General features: G+C 66.4%; 16 protein-coding genes. 13 read left to right on the top strand and 3 right to left on the bottom strand.

Annotation, left to right across the window (positions count from 1 at the left end; translation table 11 throughout):
• Positions 1 to 4: 4 nt before the first annotated feature.
• From HB681_RS15195 to dhaK, 12 genes are all read left to right on the top strand, one after another.
• Positions 5 to 508, top strand: a complete 504-nt coding sequence (locus tag HB681_RS15195; RefSeq protein ID WP_213955671.1) for a dihydrofolate reductase — start codon at positions 5 to 7, stop codon at positions 506 to 508.
• Complete coding sequence (locus HB681_RS15190) at positions 505 to 1,539, top strand: nitronate monooxygenase (RefSeq protein ID WP_213955670.1); 1,035 nt, start codon at positions 505 to 507, stop codon at positions 1,537 to 1,539. The genes HB681_RS15195 and HB681_RS15190 overlap by 4 nt, the downstream gene beginning before the upstream one ends.
• Positions 1,536 to 2,621 carry an App1 family protein gene (locus tag HB681_RS15185; RefSeq protein WP_213955669.1) on the top strand — a complete coding sequence of 362 codons (1,086 nt, stop codon included), beginning with the start codon at positions 1,536 to 1,538 and terminating at the stop codon, positions 2,619 to 2,621. The genes HB681_RS15190 and HB681_RS15185 overlap by 4 nt, the downstream gene beginning before the upstream one ends.
• 140 nt (positions 2,622 to 2,761) lie before the next feature.
• Positions 2,762 to 3,793: a LacI family DNA-binding transcriptional regulator gene (locus HB681_RS15180; protein WP_213955668.1), complete on the top strand. Its 1,032-nt coding sequence runs from the start codon at positions 2,762 to 2,764 to the stop codon at positions 3,791 to 3,793.
• A 56-nt stretch (positions 3,794 to 3,849) separates the two neighbouring features.
• The gene (locus tag HB681_RS15175; protein ID WP_256354081.1) at positions 3,850 to 5,190 is read left to right on the top strand and encodes an extracellular solute-binding protein; all 1,341 of its coding nucleotides are present in this window, start codon (positions 3,850 to 3,852) and stop codon (positions 5,188 to 5,190) included.
• 36 nt (positions 5,191 to 5,226) lie between these two features.
• The gene (locus HB681_RS15170) at positions 5,227 to 6,186 is read left to right on the top strand and encodes a sugar ABC transporter permease (protein WP_213955762.1); all 960 of its coding nucleotides are present in this window, start codon (positions 5,227 to 5,229) and stop codon (positions 6,184 to 6,186) included.
• 7 nt (positions 6,187 to 6,193) lie between these two features.
• Positions 6,194 to 7,150: a carbohydrate ABC transporter permease gene (locus HB681_RS15165; RefSeq protein WP_213955667.1), complete on the top strand. Its 957-nt coding sequence runs from the start codon at positions 6,194 to 6,196 to the stop codon at positions 7,148 to 7,150.
• The gene (locus tag HB681_RS15160; RefSeq protein ID WP_213955666.1) at positions 7,147 to 7,353 is read left to right on the top strand and encodes a hypothetical protein; all 207 of its coding nucleotides are present in this window, start codon (positions 7,147 to 7,149) and stop codon (positions 7,351 to 7,353) included. The genes HB681_RS15165 and HB681_RS15160 overlap by 4 nt, the downstream gene beginning before the upstream one ends.
• Positions 7,354 to 7,734: 381 nt before the next feature.
• Entirely contained in the window at positions 7,735 to 8,859 is a 1,125-nt protein-coding gene (locus HB681_RS15155) for an ABC transporter ATP-binding protein (RefSeq protein WP_213955665.1), read from the top strand.
• A complete protein-coding gene (locus HB681_RS15150) occupies positions 8,852 to 9,880 on the top strand; it encodes an ABC transporter ATP-binding protein (protein WP_213955664.1) in 1,029 nt (342 codons plus the stop codon). Before HB681_RS15155 ends, HB681_RS15150 begins: the two co-directional genes overlap by 8 nt.
• 38 nt (positions 9,881 to 9,918) lie before the next feature.
• A complete protein-coding gene (gene dhaL / locus HB681_RS15145) occupies positions 9,919 to 10,542 on the top strand; it encodes a dihydroxyacetone kinase subunit DhaL (protein ID WP_213955663.1) in 624 nt (207 codons plus the stop codon).
• 31 nt (positions 10,543 to 10,573) lie between these two features.
• Positions 10,574 to 11,563 (top strand): dihydroxyacetone kinase subunit DhaK, encoded by a 990-nt coding sequence (gene dhaK / locus HB681_RS15140; RefSeq protein ID WP_213955662.1) that lies wholly within the window; start codon positions 10,574 to 10,576, stop codon positions 11,561 to 11,563.
• A gap of 76 nt (positions 11,564 to 11,639) precedes the next feature.
• On the opposite strand, the gene HB681_RS15135 is transcribed toward dhaK, so the two are convergent.
• Together HB681_RS15135 and HB681_RS15130 are read right to left on the bottom strand one after the other, a co-directional pair.
• On the bottom strand, positions 11,640 to 12,065 hold the full coding sequence (locus HB681_RS15135) for a type II toxin-antitoxin system VapC family toxin (protein ID WP_213955661.1): 426 nt from the start codon (positions 12,063 to 12,065) through the stop codon (positions 11,640 to 11,642).
• A 6-nt stretch (positions 12,066 to 12,071) separates the two neighbouring features.
• Positions 12,072 to 12,329: a type II toxin-antitoxin system Phd/YefM family antitoxin gene (locus tag HB681_RS15130; RefSeq protein WP_213955660.1), complete on the bottom strand. Its 258-nt coding sequence runs from the start codon at positions 12,327 to 12,329 to the stop codon at positions 12,072 to 12,074.
• A 103-nt stretch (positions 12,330 to 12,432) separates the two neighbouring features.
• Here HB681_RS15130 and HB681_RS15125 point away from each other — a divergent pair, with 103 nt between their 5' ends.
• The gene (locus tag HB681_RS15125) at positions 12,433 to 13,158 is read left to right on the top strand and encodes an SOS response-associated peptidase family protein (RefSeq protein WP_213955659.1); all 726 of its coding nucleotides are present in this window, start codon (positions 12,433 to 12,435) and stop codon (positions 13,156 to 13,158) included.
• Between the two features lie 53 nt (positions 13,159 to 13,211).
• Here HB681_RS15125 and HB681_RS15120 read toward each other — a convergent pair whose 3' ends face one another.
• Positions 13,212 to 14,690 (bottom strand): coniferyl aldehyde dehydrogenase, encoded by a 1,479-nt coding sequence (locus HB681_RS15120; protein WP_213955658.1) that lies wholly within the window; start codon positions 14,688 to 14,690, stop codon positions 13,212 to 13,214.
• Positions 14,691 to 14,741 lie beyond the last annotated feature (51 nt).

The following is a 14,741-nucleotide window of genomic DNA, read 5'->3' as shown; positions in this document are numbered from 1 at the left end:
GGAGATGACGATGGCACGCGTGAACCTCCTCTACGCCCGCGCCGCCAACGGCGCGATCGGCATCAACGGCACCCTGCCCTGGCACCTGCCCGAGGACATGGCGCACTTCAGGCGCACGACGATGGGCGCGCCGGTGATCATGGGGCGCAAGTCGTGGGACTCGGTGCCGCCCAGGTTCCGGCCGCTGCCGGGACGCCGCAACATCGTGGTCACGCGCCAGCCCGACTGGAGCGCAGAAGGCGCGCAACGCGCGGCAAGCCTGCAAGAGGCGCTCGCGCTGTGCGAACAGAGCGAAGAGGTGTGGGTGATCGGCGGTGCGCAGATCTTTGCCGAGGCGGCGCCTTTCGCGCATCGCGCGATCGTGACCGAGATCGACCGCGATTTCGACGGCGATGTCCATGCGCCGCCGCTTGGCGCAGACTGGCATGAAACGGCCCGTGAATCGCACGTCGCGGCCAACGGCCTGCCCTACAGTTTCGTGACGCTGCAAAGGAGCGAGGCACCATGAACATCCAGCAGTTGTTCGGCATCGAACTGCCGATCATCCAGGCGCCGATGGCCGGGGTGCAAACCAGCGCGATGGCCATTGCGGTATCGAACGCGGGCGGCCTTGGCTCGCTGCCCTGCGCGATGCTCACGCCCGATGGCCTGCGCACGGAACTGAAGGCCATCGCGGCGCAGACGACGCGGCCCTACAACGTCAACTTCTTCTGCCACCAACCCACCGAGCCCGACCCGGTGCGCGAGGCGAAATGGCGCGCGGCCCTCGCGCCGTACTACGCCGAGTTCGGCATCGACCCGGCCACGGTGCCTGCGGGTGGCGGTCGCGCACCCTTCTCGGCAGAGGTTGCCGGGCTGATCGCGGAGTTCAAGCCGCCCGTGTTGAGCTTTCATTTCGGACTGCCGCCGCCAGCGCTGCTTGCCCGCGTCAAGGGATGGGGCGCCAAGGTGATCTCCTCGGCCACGACGGTGGAGGAGGCGCGCTGGCTCGAAGCCCACGGCGTCGATGCCGTCATCGCGCAGGGCGTGGAAGCCGGGGGACATCGCGGCATCTTCCTCAGCGACGACCTCAGCACGCAACTCGGCACGATGGCGCTGCTGCCGCAGGTGGTGCGCGCGGTGAAGGTGCCCGTGATCGCAGCGGGCGGCATTGCCGACCGTGATGGCGTGGTCGCGGCGCTGGCGCTGGGCGCGGCCGGCGTGCAGCTCGGCACCTCGTTCATGCTGTGCGCGGAGGCGACCATCAGCCCGATGCACCGGGCCGCACTGCAAAGCCGGCGCGCCGAGCACACCACGCTCACCAACGTGTTCACCGGCCGGCCGGCACGCGGCATGTACAACCGGCTCATGAAGGAACTGGGAGCGCTGAGCGACGCCGCGCCCGCCTTCCCTTTCGCGACCGCCGCGCTGGCGCCACTGAAGGCCGCCGCCGAGAAGCTGGGACGTGACGATTTCTCCACGCTGTGGTCGGGCCAGAACGCCAGCGGCTGCCGCGCGATCCCCGCGGCCGACTTGCTGCGCTCGCTCGTGCCTGCATGAACTTGTCGGTCGCGCACGGCGTACGCGCCCTGCTGCTGCCCTTCTGGCTGGCCGTGGCGCTGTCGCCTGCGCTGCATGCCGAGCCGCTTCGCGCCAAGGACCAGGTGCTCTTCATGCCCGGCGTCGCGCGGGTCGTGGAAGGCGGCCAGCTTGAAATCGACGTGCATGCGTGGCTCTACGAGAAGGAGCGAATGCACGGCGTGAACAGCCTTCTGTCGCGCTACCTGAAGATCGACGTGCAGCGGCTCTCGCGGGCGGCCCGCACGCGCTTCGACCAGCGCACCGGCCTGTTCCACACCGAGTCGAGCGACGAGCGGGTGATCGACATCGTCGTGGACGCCACCGGGCTGCAGATCGCGCTGCCGCCGACCGCCGACAACGGCCGCACCAACATGCGGCTGTTGATCGATGCGCCCTCTCCGCGCCCGGACGAAGATGTGGTGCGGTTCCATGCCTTGACGGCGCCCGGCGATACGCGGCGCTTCAACGGCCAGGCGATCGTGGTGCCGCCCGTCGGGCTGTCGGTGGTCTCGGACATCGACGACACCATCAAGCACACCCACGTTCGCAACACGCACGAGATGATGTTGAACACCTTCACGCGGCGCTTCGATCCGGTGCCGGGCATGGCGCCGATGTACCGCACGCTCGCGGGCGAACCCGGCACGCGCTTTCACTATGTCTCTGCCAGCCCGATCCAGCTCTTCCCGCCGCTGGCCGAGTTCCTGCGCGCCGGCGACTTCCCCGTAGGCAGCGTGCACTTGCGCGAAAGCACCACCTGGCGATCGCTGCTGCCAGGCAAAGGGGCTTCGCGCGCGCACAAGCTCGCGGTGATCGAGCAGCTGATGGCGGATTTTCCGCAGCGACGCTTCCTGCTGGTGGGCGATTCGGGCGAGGCGGACCCTGAGATCTATGCCGAGCTCGCGCGAAAGCATCCAGCCCTCGTCGAGGCCATCGTGATCCGCGACGTGACGCAGGAAGGGCGCGAGTCACCGCGCTATTTCGCTACCTTCGACGGCGTGGATCCGGCGCGCTGGCATGTGCTGGTCGACGGCGACGCCTGGCCCGTTCCGGCGCGCTGAAGCGCCGCCCCCTCCTCCCTTCACATCACTGGCCTCCGGCATGAACCGGCATTGGACCGGCATGGGCCGAATGCTCCAAAACCCTGATTGATTTATTTATTGATGTTAATAGCATCACCAAACCAAATACGACATCAAGCATGTCCGCCACCCCCACCATTGCCGACATCGCCCGCATCGCCGGCGTGGGGACGGCCACGGTCGACCGGGTCCTGAACCGCCGCCCCGGCGTCAATGCCGAGACGGTGCAACGCGTGATGCAGGTGGTCGAGGAAGTCGGCGCGCCGCAGCAGCCCGGGCGACCCCGCAAGGGTGCCAACGCCCGTTTCGCCTTCGTGCTGCCGGCCGACGAATCGCCGTTCGTCGACCTGGTCGAGCGCCAGATCGCACAGGCTGCCGGCGACTTCCGGCACGCGCACATCACCGAGATCACCCACCGCATCGACACCACCGACCCCGTCCGCTTTGCCGAGGAACTGGCCCAGGTGGGCGACTGCGAAGGCATCGCGCTGATGGCGCCGGACCTCCCGCCCATCAAGCGCGCCATCAACGAACTGGTGCGTGCCGGCGTGCATGTCGTCACGCTGTTCTCCGACGTGGCCGGCTCGATGCGCGAGACCTGCATCGGCGCCGACAACCGCGCCGCCGGGCGCACGGCCGGGCTGCTGCTCGGCCGCATGGCTTACGGCGCCCGGCGCGACACGCTGCTGCTGTCGTCGCAGGCCACGCGGCTCAGCTCCGAGATCGAGCGGCGCATCGGCTTCGCGCAGGCCGTCGAGGAGCGTTTCCCCACGCTGAAGCTGCAGCGCACGCCCGACCTTCCGGCCGACAACGATGGCGCCTGCGAGGCGCTGCTGCAGACCCTGCGCGGCGACATCGACCCCGCGCGCGTGGCCGGCATCTACAACGTCGGCTCCGGCAGCGCCGGCGTCGCCCGCGCGCTGGGCGAATCGGGCCTGTTGCCGCAGGCCGGCGCGATCGCCCACGACTTCACCGACGAGCACGGTTCGCTGCTGTCGGCGAACGCGCTCAGCTATGTCCTGCACCAGGACATTCATTACTGCGTATTGACGGCGGCGCGCGTGTTGCGCGCGCTGTGCGAGAACGTCCGCGGCGCACTCAACGTGGTGCAGCCGCGCATCGAGATCCTGACGGCCGAGAACCTGCATTAGGTGCTCGACAGCCGGGTATGTGTCCTTGAAACCCCTTGTTTTTCTGGAGACTGCTCATGAAATCGATCTCGAAGATGCTGCCGGGGGTGCTCGCCCTGGCCACTGCTGCCGTTCTCGGCCTCACCAGCGCCAACGTACAGGCGCAGGACAAGACCATCACGCTCTGCTGGGCCGCATGGGACCCGGCCAATGCCCTGGTCGAACTGTCGAAGGACTTCACGGCCAAGAGCGGCGTGAAGATGAAGTTCGAGTTCGTGCCCTGGACCAACTTCGCCGACCGCATGCTCAACGAGCTCAACTCCAAGGGCAAGCTGTGCGACCTGATCATCGGCGACAGCCAGTGGATCGGCGGCGCGGCCGAGCAGGGCCACTACGTCAAGCTCAATGACTTCTTTGCCAAGGAAGGCATCAAGATGACCGACTTCGCGCCCGCCACCGTGGTGGGCTACGCGGAGTGGCCGAAGAACACGCCCAACTATTGGGCGCTGCCCGCCATGGCCGACGCGGTGGGCTGGACCTATCGCAAGGACTGGTTCGCCAAGCCCGAGATCCAGGCCGAGTTCAAGGGCAAGTACAAGCGCGACCTCGCACCACCCAAGACCTGGACCGAGTTCAAGGAAGTGTCGGAGTTCTTCCAGGGTCGCATGATCGACGGCAAGAAGGTCTACGGCGCCTACATCTTCACCGAGCGCGGCTCCGAAGGCATCACGATGGGCGTGACCAACGTGCTCTACCCGATGGGCTTCAAATACGAAGACCCGAAGAAGCCGTATTCGATGCAAGGCTTCGTCAACTCGCCAGACGCGGTGCGCGGCCTCGAGTTCTACAAGGCCATCTACAAGGGCAGCACGCCGCCCGGCCTGACCAATGCGTACATGGGCGAAGGGCTGGATGCCTTCAAGTCCGGCCAGGTCGCGATGATGATGAACTGGTTCGCCTTCTTCCCCGGCCTCTACAAGGACCCGAACGTCGGTGGCGACAAGATCGGCTTCTTCACCAACCCGTCGGACAAGGGCAAGGGCGTGCAGTTGGGCGGCCAAGGCATCTCGGTGGTGTCGTACTCGGCGAACAAGAACGAATCGCTGCAGTACATCAAGTGGTTCGCGAGCCCCGAGGTGCAGAAGAAGTGGCAGGCCATCGGCGGCTCGTCGGCGGCCAAGGCCGTGCTGGACGACCCGGCCTACCCGAAGAGCTCGCCCTTCGCGCAGGCTTTCCTCGACTCGATGGGCATGGTGGTCGACTTCTGGGCCGAGCCTTCCTACGCGCAACTGTTGCTCGCCATGCAGAAGCGCGTGCATGACTACGTCGTGGCCGACAAGGGCACCGCCAAGGAAGCACTGGACGCGCTGGTCGTTGACTGGACCAAGGTGTTCAAGGACGATGGCAAGGCGAAGTAAGAAGGCGTGAAGACCGTGAGCGCCATTCGTCCACCGATGCCGAGCCCCTCCGCCAAAGGAATCGTCGCCCGTGCCGCCGAAGCCACGCCACCGGCGGTGGCGATGCGCATGCGCGGGCTGTCGGACCGGGCGATCGCGTGGCTCTTCGTCGGGCCGACGATGGTGCTCCTGCTCGCGATCAACATCTTCCCGTTGATCTGGACGATCAAGCTGTCCTTCACCAACTACCGGGCCAACCGGCCCAACGCCAACGTGCTGGACGTCGGCATCGACAACTACGTGTCGGTGCTCACCGATCCGGACATCTGGCTGGCGATGCAGGCCACGGCGCACTTCCTGTTCTGGACCATCTTCCTGCAGATGCTGATCGGCTTCGCGCTGGCCTACCTCATCGACCGCAAGTTCCGCGGGCACGGCTTCTGGACCACGATGATCCTGATCCCGATGATGCTGTCGCCGGCCGTGGTCGGCAACTTCTGGGCCTTTCTCTATCAGCCGCAGATCGGGCTGTTCAACTACGCCGTGTCCTTCCTCACGGGCGTGCCGGCTTCGTCCTTCGAGATGATCGGCTCGGTCAAACTAGCGCCGTGGGCCATCATCATCGTGGACACATGGATGTGGACGCCTTACGTGATGCTGATCTGCCTGGCCGGGTTGCGCTCCATACCGGATTACATCTACGAGGCGGCTGAAGTTGATCGAGCATCGAAGTGGCGGCAGTTCTGGTCGATCACGCTGCCGATGGTGCTGCCCTTCATCATGCTCGCCGTGCTGTTCCGCGGCATCGAGAACTTCAAGATGTTCGACATGGTGAACCTGCTGACTTCGGGCGGGCCGGGGTCCGCGACCGAACTGGCGTCGATCACGCTGAAGCGCGAGGCATTCGAGAAGTGGAGGACCGGCTATTCGTCGGCCTTCGCGATCATCCTTTTCGTGTCGGTGTTCGGCTTGGCCAACATCTACGTGAAGGCACTCAATCACGTGAAGAACCGCTGAGGACGACATGAGCCAAGGCATCAGCACCGCGCATTCCGTCGTCGAGCCGAGTTCGCGCACGCGCTGGTTCGCCGGGTCGGTGGTCGTGCTCTATGCATTGATCACGATGATCCCGCTGGTATGGATCATCCTCACCGGCTTCAAGACGCCGCCGGACTCCATCAGCTATCCGCCGAAGATCGTGTTCACACCGTCGCCGCAGGGCTACTGCAACCTGTTCACGACGCGCTCGCGGCAGACGCCGGAATACGTCGCCGCGCTGCCACCCGCAACCGACACTTGCGACAAGGTCGCGCGTGCCGACAACATGGTGATCGCGGGGCCGTCGAACTACATCCCCCGCTTCATCAACTCGCTGATCATCGCCTTCGGCTCGACCGTGCTGTCGGTCGGCTTCGGTGTGATGGCGGCCTATGCCTTCTCGCGCTTCAAGGTTCCGCTGAAGGATGACCTGCTGTTCTTCATCCTGTCGACGCGGATGATGCCGCCGATCGCGGTGGCGATCCCGATCTACCTGATGTACCGTGAACTCGGCCTGTCGGACACGCGTCTCGGAATGATCCTGCTCTACAGCGCGGTGAACGTGTCGCTCGCGGTGTGGCTGCTCAAGGGTTTCATCGACGAGATTCCGCGCGAGTACGAGGAGGCCGCGATGGTCGACGGCTACACCCGTCTGCAGGCCTTCCGCAAGGTAGTGCTGCCGCAGGCGACCACCGGCATCGTGGCCACTTCGATCTTCTGCCTGATCTTCGCCTGGAACGAATATGCGTTCGCGGTGCTGCTGACCTCCGGCACGGCGCAGACGGCGCCGCCGTTCATCCCGATCATCATCGGCGAGGGCGGACAGGACTGGCCCGCGGTCGCAGCGGGAACCACGCTGTTCCTGATACCGATCCTGGTCTTCACGATCCTGCTGCGCAAGCACCTGCTGCGCGGCATCACCTTCGGAGCGGTGCGCAAATGAACTCGCCGATGCCCACGCATGCGCAACGCCGCTGGCCACGCTGGCTGCGGCGCGGTCCCATGGAGATCGCCGCCTGCGTCGTCATCACGGCCGGGCTGGTGATGATGCTGCAGCCCCTGGCGATGGTGCTTTACACGTGGTCGTTCGTGACGACGCTGTTTGGCACCTTGCTGTTCATGGTCGTGTCGAAATTTCCCGAATGAAGCGAGCGGAAATGAGACAGCCTCGTCGCTTGCAGAGCTCTTTCCGCGCCCGCTTTGTGCGCTGGGGACGGGATAACACCGACGGCGTACTCCACTCCGCGAATGTCCGCCGTCAGCCTGCGGCTGCCGGCTTTCGCAACTCCCCCTTTGTTTTGCTGCGCAGAGCACACCATCGACGCGATCCGGACGCGCAAGTGTTGATCGGCCCGCACGACGCGGCGTGTCCTGGGCCGAGGGCATCGGGTGTCCCCTGCAGCGAAATAAAGGAGGAGGCCGAAGGCCGGGGGACATTCGCGGAAGGGGATACCCGGTGGCCTCGGCCCGCGCTCGGGTCCGCAACTCACACGACATGCGCAGCACGCCACGCAACGGAAATGTGACATGGCCGACATCCGCGTCCACCACCTCCACAAGGCCTTCGCCGACTTCACCGCGGTCAAGGATTCCACCTTCACCGTGCACGACGGCGAGTTCTTCTGCCTGCTCGGCCCCTCGGGCTGCGGCAAGACGACCACGCTGCGCATGATCGCGGGGCTCGAACTGCCGACCTCCGGACAGATCTTCCTCGGCGACGAGGACGTGAGCTTCAAGCGCGCGTCGGCGCGCGACATCGCCTTCGTGTTCCAGATGTTCGCGCTCTATCCGCACATGAACGTGCGGCGCAACATCGCCTTTCCGCTGGTGTCTCAGGGCATGCCGCGCAAGCAGGTCGACCAGGCGGTGGAACAGGCTGCGCGCACGCTGCGCATCACGCACCTGCTCGACCAGCCGGTGTCGGGCCTCTCCAGCGGCGACCGCCAGCGCGTGGCGCTCGGCCGCGCGATCGTGCGGCAGCCGCTGGCCTTTCTCATGGACGAGCCGCTCGGCGCGCTCGATGCCGAATTCCGCGAGGTCATGTGCCAGGAACTGCGCGCGCTGCACGACCGCCTGCATGCCACCACCGTCTACGTCACGCACGACCAGATGGAAGCGATGGCCATGGCCGATGTCATCGCGATCATGAACGAGGGCGTGATCGAGCAGCTCGGCGCACCGCTGGAGGTGTACGAGCGGCCGGCCAGCGTGTTCGTCGCCGACTTCATCGGCGCGCCGTCGATGAACTTCCTGCCCTTCGAAGCGGCGATGGCCAGCGGCGACGACGCCATCCAGATCGGCCCCGCGAAGCTCATCGTGCCGGCCGCGCGCGAGGACGTGTCGGCGCGCCACCTGCTGTGCGGCGTGCGGCCCGAGCATGTGCGCTTCCACGACGATTCCATGCTGCGCGCCGAAGTGCTCGGTACCGAGTACCTTGGCACCAGTACCGTCGTCACGCTGGCCACCGCGCAGGGCGCAACGGTGCGGGCCAAGGTCGACGTCACGAGCCCCGCGCGGCGCGGCGACCACGTCGGCCTGGCTTTCGATTCACGCGCAGTGTCGCTTTTCGACGCCGCATCCGGCCGCGCGCTGCGCACCGCGCGCGACGACCAGCCGCACGCCGTGCGTCGCCAGGGAGCACGCCATGGCTGAGCTGCGACTCACCAACGTCGGCAAGCGTTTCGGCGCGATCCAGGCGGTCGATGGACTGAACCTCGACATCCCGAGCGGCGAATTCTTCGTGCTGCTCGGCCCGAGCGGCGCCGGCAAGACCACCACCTTGCGGCTCGTCGCGGGCCTGGAGCAGCCGGACGCAGGCAAGGTCTGCATCGCCGGACGCGAGGTGACCGCGCTGGCCCCGGCCCTGCGCGACGTCGCCTTCGTGTTCCAGCAGTACTCCCTCTATCCGCACCTGAGCGTCTTCGACAACCTCGCCTTTCCCCTGCGTTCGCCTTTGCGCCCGACGCCCGAGGCAGAGGTCCGCCGCAAGGTCGAGGAGGTCGCGCACATGCTGCGCATCCACGACAAGCTGAGGAACCCCGCGACCAAGCTGTCCGGCGGCCAGATGCAACGCGTCGCCATCGGCCGCGCGCTGGTGCGCAGCCCGTCGCTCTACCTCATGGACGAGCCGCTGTCTTCGCTCGATGCCAAGCTGCGCAACGACCTGCGCCTCGAACTCAAGCGCATCCAGCAGGACCTCGGCGCGACCATGCTCTACGTCACGCACGACCAGATCGAAGCGATGACCATGGCCACGCGCATCGGCGTGCTCGATGCGGGCAAGCTGGTCCAGGTCGGCACGCCGCAGCAGATCTACGAAGACCCGCGCAGCAGCCACGTCGCGGCGCGGCTCGGCTCGCCGCGCATCAACCTCTTTCCACGCGCGCTGGTGCCGGCTGTCGCGGGGCCACGGCAGGCGGTCACGGTCGGCGTGCGGGCGGAGCATCTGCGAATCCATCGCGATGCGGCGGACACGGCCCACCGCGGCGCCCGCGTCAAGCGCATCGAGCGGCTGAGCGACCAGCACCTCGTGCACGTCGGCCTCGACGACAGCGACCAGGAACTGATCGTCTCCGCGCCCGGCGGCGAGCGCTTCGAGCCCGACGATGCGGTGCGCGTCGAACTGATGCGCCCACTGTGGTTCGACGCCGAGGGCCAGCGCATCGCCGCATGAGTGAATGACTGCATGAATCACCAACAGGGAAGAACGACATGACCGATCAGATCGACCTCATCCGCAACGCCACGCAAACGCTCATCGACCACGTCGACGAACTCACCGCGCTGGACCAGGCCATCGGCGACGGCGACCACGGCCTCAACATGCGGCGCGGCGCGCTCGCGATCCAGGGCAAGCTCGACGACATGGCCGGCCAGTCGCTCAATGACGCGCTGCGCACCATGGGCATGACCTGCATGTCGACCATCGGCGGCTCCTCGGGCCCGGTGTTCGGCACGCTGATGGTCACGCTCGGCAAGGAGCTGCCGGACCCGCCGACTGCCGCCGCGCTGGCCAGCGCCGTCGACGCCGGCATCAAGGCGCTGACACGGCTCGGCAAGGCGGAGGTCGGCCAGAAGACGCTGCTCGACGTGCTCGACCCGGTGCAGAAGGTGCTGGCCTCGGGCGGTGACAACCTCGCCGCGCGCGTGCGCGAGTGCGCCTTTGCCAGCGCCGAAGCCACGGCCGCGATGGACGCCATCAAGGGCCGCGCCTCCTTCCTCGGCGACCGGGCGCTGGGCCATGTGGACCCGGGTTCGCGTTCGATGGCATTGATCATCGGTGCGATCTGTGACAGCCTTTCCTCGCCCTCGCCAACGTCTTCCCTTTCCGCCTGAATCGCCTGACTCGCCAGAAAGCCACCGCCCCATGAAGAAGCTCATCAACGACGTCGACAACATCCTGACCGAATCCCTTGACGGCTTCGCCGCCGCACATGCCGACATCGTGACGCTTGGCGAGGGCGGCCTGTTCGTGCGGCGCAAGACGCCCAAGCCCGGCAAGGTGGCGCTGATCTCCGGCGGCGGCTCGGGCCATGAGCCCTTGCACGCCGGCTTCATCGGCCACGGCATGCTCGACGCGGCCTGCCCCGGCCAGGTCTTCACCTCCCCCACGCCGGACCAGATGCTGGCCGCGGCGCAGGCCGTGAACACCGGCGCGGGCGTGCTGTTCATCGTCAAGAACTATTCCGGCGACATGATGAACTTCCAGATGGCCGCCGAGATGGTCGATTGCGAAAACGAGACCGTCATCGTCAACGACGACGTGGCGGTGGAGAACTCCACCTACACGACCGGACGACGTGGCGTGGCCGGCACGCTCATCGTCGAGAAGATCATCGGCGCGGCGGCCGAGCGCGGCGACTCGCTCGCGCAACTGAAGGCGCTTGGCGATGCGGTCAACAAAGCTACCGCCTCGATGGGCGTGGCGCTCACCTCCTGCACCGTGCCGGCCGCAGGCAAGCCGACCTTCCAGATCGGGCCGGACGAGATGGAGATGGGCGTCGGCATCCATGGCGAGCCGGGCCGGCGCCGCGTCAAGCTCGCGTCGGCGGACGACATCGCGGCGGAGCTGACCGGCGCGATCCTCAAGGACCTGTCATTGAAGGCCGGACAGGAGGTGATCCTGCTGGTGAACGGCTTCGGTGGTACGCCGCTGATGGAGCTGTACCTGATGGTCAACTCGGTGCGCAAGATCCTCGATGGGCACGGGTTGAAGGTGGCGCGCTTCCTGACCGGGCCGTACGTGACCTCGCTGGAGATGGCGGGTTGCTCGGTGACGGTGACGGCCGTCGATGCGGCCACGCTGGCGCTGTGGGACGCGCCGGTGCATACGCCGGCCTTACGCTGGGGCGTCTGATCGCAAGCTGGCCCTCAGGCCGCTGCGACGCGCGGGGGCCGAATCAACGATTCGATGTGCTCACTGCGGGAACGCTCTACCGCGTGGACCGACCCGCAGTTGTCGCGAAAGGATTGAATACTTCGACGCCAAGCCCCTTGAAATCCGCGACATTCCGCGTCGCAACCGTGAGCCCATGGACTCGCGCCGTCGCGGCGATCATGGCGTCTTCATAAAGCGTGTCGGACTTCCTGTGCATCAGTCGCGCCCAGTTCCGGAATGCCGGCACATCCATTGGCAAGACGTTGTAGGCCGCGGACAGCATCTCGAGCCATGCCTCGATTTCGTCGGCCTTTTCCGTGTCCTGCTCCCGCGTCAACTCGATGCCTGCCTGGATCTCGCCCAGGGTCACGGCTGAAAGGAAAAGCTGCGCGTCATCCATCGATTCGATCCAGGCAACCACAGCGCCGTGAGGTCGAGGCTTTCGGAGTTCGGAGACGACGTTGGTATCGAGCAGGTACATGCGGCGTTACCGGATCGGCGCCACGTTGCGGCGCCTTGCGCCTCCTCGGGCCGGAACCATCATGTCTGCGCGCGCCGTGTCCGACAGCAGCAGTTGCTTCAGCGAAGGGCGTGCAGCGGACTGCAGGCGCCGCCACTCTTGCACGGGCACCAGCACTGCGGCCTCGGCACCTCGCCGTGTCACCATCTGCGGCCCCTCCGAGAGGCACGCCTCCAGGAACTCGCTAAACCTTGCCTTCGCATCCTGAACGGGCCATGTGTGCATCGCAACTCCTACAGACTAGTTATCTGACTAGTCTGTCAAGGTTTCAGTCGCTTGTCAAACGCCGGGGCTTGGCGCCTGCATTGCCCCGACAATCGCGAGTCTCATGTGCACCCGCTACACCCCGCCCGACTGGGCCGCCATCGAGCGCGAGTGGCTCATCGGCGCCCGCAACCAACCACCGTGGCCGGCCGAGATATTCCCGCGCTCGCCTGGTCCTTTCATCCGCCGCACACGCGACGAGGTCGACTACGCACGCCAACTGGTCGTGGGCCAGTGGGGCCTGATCCCCTGGTTCGCGACCGAGGCCAAGCTGAAGTTCCCCACCAGCAACGCGCGCTCTGAAGAACTCTCCGCCAAGGCCAGCTACAAGCAGCCGTGGGCCCGCGGCCAGCGCTGCATCATCCCGGCCGCCACCTTCGACGAGCCCAACTGGGAAACCGGCAAGAACGTCTGGTGGACCTTCAGCCGCGCCGACGGTGCGCCATGGGGCCTTGCCGGCCTGTGGAACCTCTGGACCGACAAGCTCACCGGCGAGGTGCACGAGAGCTACACCATGCTCACCATCAACGCGGACGCGCATCCGTTGATGAACCGCATGCACAAGCCCGACCCGAAACTCGGCGCCGACCAGCAGGACAAGCGCAGCGTGATCCCGATCGAGCGCGGCGATGTCGACCAATGGCTGGCCGGCACCGTGAAGGAAGCGACCGAACTGCTGCGCCTCGCGCCAGTGGACATGTTTGTCGGCGCGCCCTCCGTCGCAGCGGCGCCACCGCCGAAAAAGCCGAAGACGCCACCGGCCCCACCGCAACAGGCCGGGCTCTGGTGAGGCGCTGAGCCACGTCCGCCCCTCGGGGCGCAGCAGGAAGATAGACGTGTAGATCAGTGCGCCCCGGTCGAGCCGCCCAGGCTCGGATCGGCGCTGCCCAGGAAGTACTTCATCGTCAGGCGCTGCACGAAGTTGCCATACGGCGGATAGAACAGGTCGACCGGGAAGAAGCGATGGCGCTTGAACACCGTCTTCGCATGCGACAACTCGCGGAACCCCTCTTCGCCGTGGTAGTTGCCCATGCCCGAGTTGCCGATGCCGCCAAAGGGCGCGTCGTGGTTCACCACATGCCAGCCCCAGTCATTGATCGACACCCCGCCCGAGTGGGTGCGCGTGAGCACTTCGTCGCGCTCGGCGCCGTCGTAGCTGAAGCAATACAACGCGAGCGGCCGTTCGCGGTCATTGATGTAGTTGATGGCCTCCTCCATCGTGTCGTAGGGCACCACGGGCAGCAGCGGGCCGAACAGTTCCTCCGTCATCACCAGCATGTCGGGCCGCAGGTTCGTGATGATCTGCAAGGGCAGCGAACGGTCGCTGCCGGTGGGCATCGGCCCACAGGACTCGATGCTCGCCCCCTTCTCGCGGGCATCGTCCAGCAGCTTGCCGATGCGCTTGAACTGGCGGTCGTCGACCACGGAGGTGAAGTCCGGGTTGCCCGTCGTCTTGCCCTTGAAGAAGGACTGCACCGTGCGCCGCACGCCCGCGATGAACTCCTCAATGCTCTCACGCGGCACCAGCGCGTAGTCGGGCGCAACGCAGATCTGCCCGGCGTTGGTCGTCTTGCCGTGCGTGACGCGCTTGGCGGCATCGGCCACCGGATAGTTGCGCGTCACCAGCGCCGGCGACTTGCCGCCCAGTTCCAGCGTCACCGGCGTCAGGTTGGCCGCCGCGGCGCGCATCACGATCTTGCCGACGGCGGGCGAGCCGGTGAACACGATGTGGTTGAAAGGCAGCGTGGTGAAGACGCTCGGGTCGACCAGTTCCTCGCCGACCACGGCCACCAGGTCCTCCGGGAAGACCTCGGCCAGCATCTTGCGCAGCAGCGCATTGGTGGCCGGGGTCGCCTCGGGCATCTTGATCATCACGCGATTGCCCGCGGCCAGCGCCGCGATCGCCGGGCCGACCGACAGGTAGATCGGGAAATTCCACGGCGTGACCACGCCGACGACGCCCTTCGGCTGGTAGCGCACCGAGACGCTGTTGGTCAGGAACAGCAGCTCGGTGGAGCGGCGGCTCGGCTTCATCCAGCGCTTCAGGTGCGAAATGGCATGGCTGGCTTCCATCGTCGAGCCCAGCAGGTCGAGGATCTTCGATTCGGCGTGCGAGCGAAAGCCGAAGTCCTTGCTCATCGCGTCGGCCAGCACGTCCTGGTAGCGCTGCATCTGCGTCTTGAGCGCCTGCACGCGCCTCACGCGCTCGCTGCCCGAGGGATACGGCTCGGCCCGGTAGGCCGCCTGTTGCGCAGCGAAGAGCCGCGCGACGCGCTCGTTGGCCTCGAGCGCGGCGGGAGTCTGGAATGGAGCGTTGTTCATGGAGCGGTCTCCGGGGAAGGGCTTGCGCGCCGCATCGGATAGTTGGCGCGC

Source organism: Variovorax sp. dw_954 (genome assembly GCF_018449755.1).
Classification (GTDB): Bacteria; Pseudomonadota; Gammaproteobacteria; order Burkholderiales; family Burkholderiaceae_C; genus Variovorax.
Note: the sequence above shows the minus strand (reverse complement) of the source record. Positions and strands in the feature narration are given on the sequence as shown.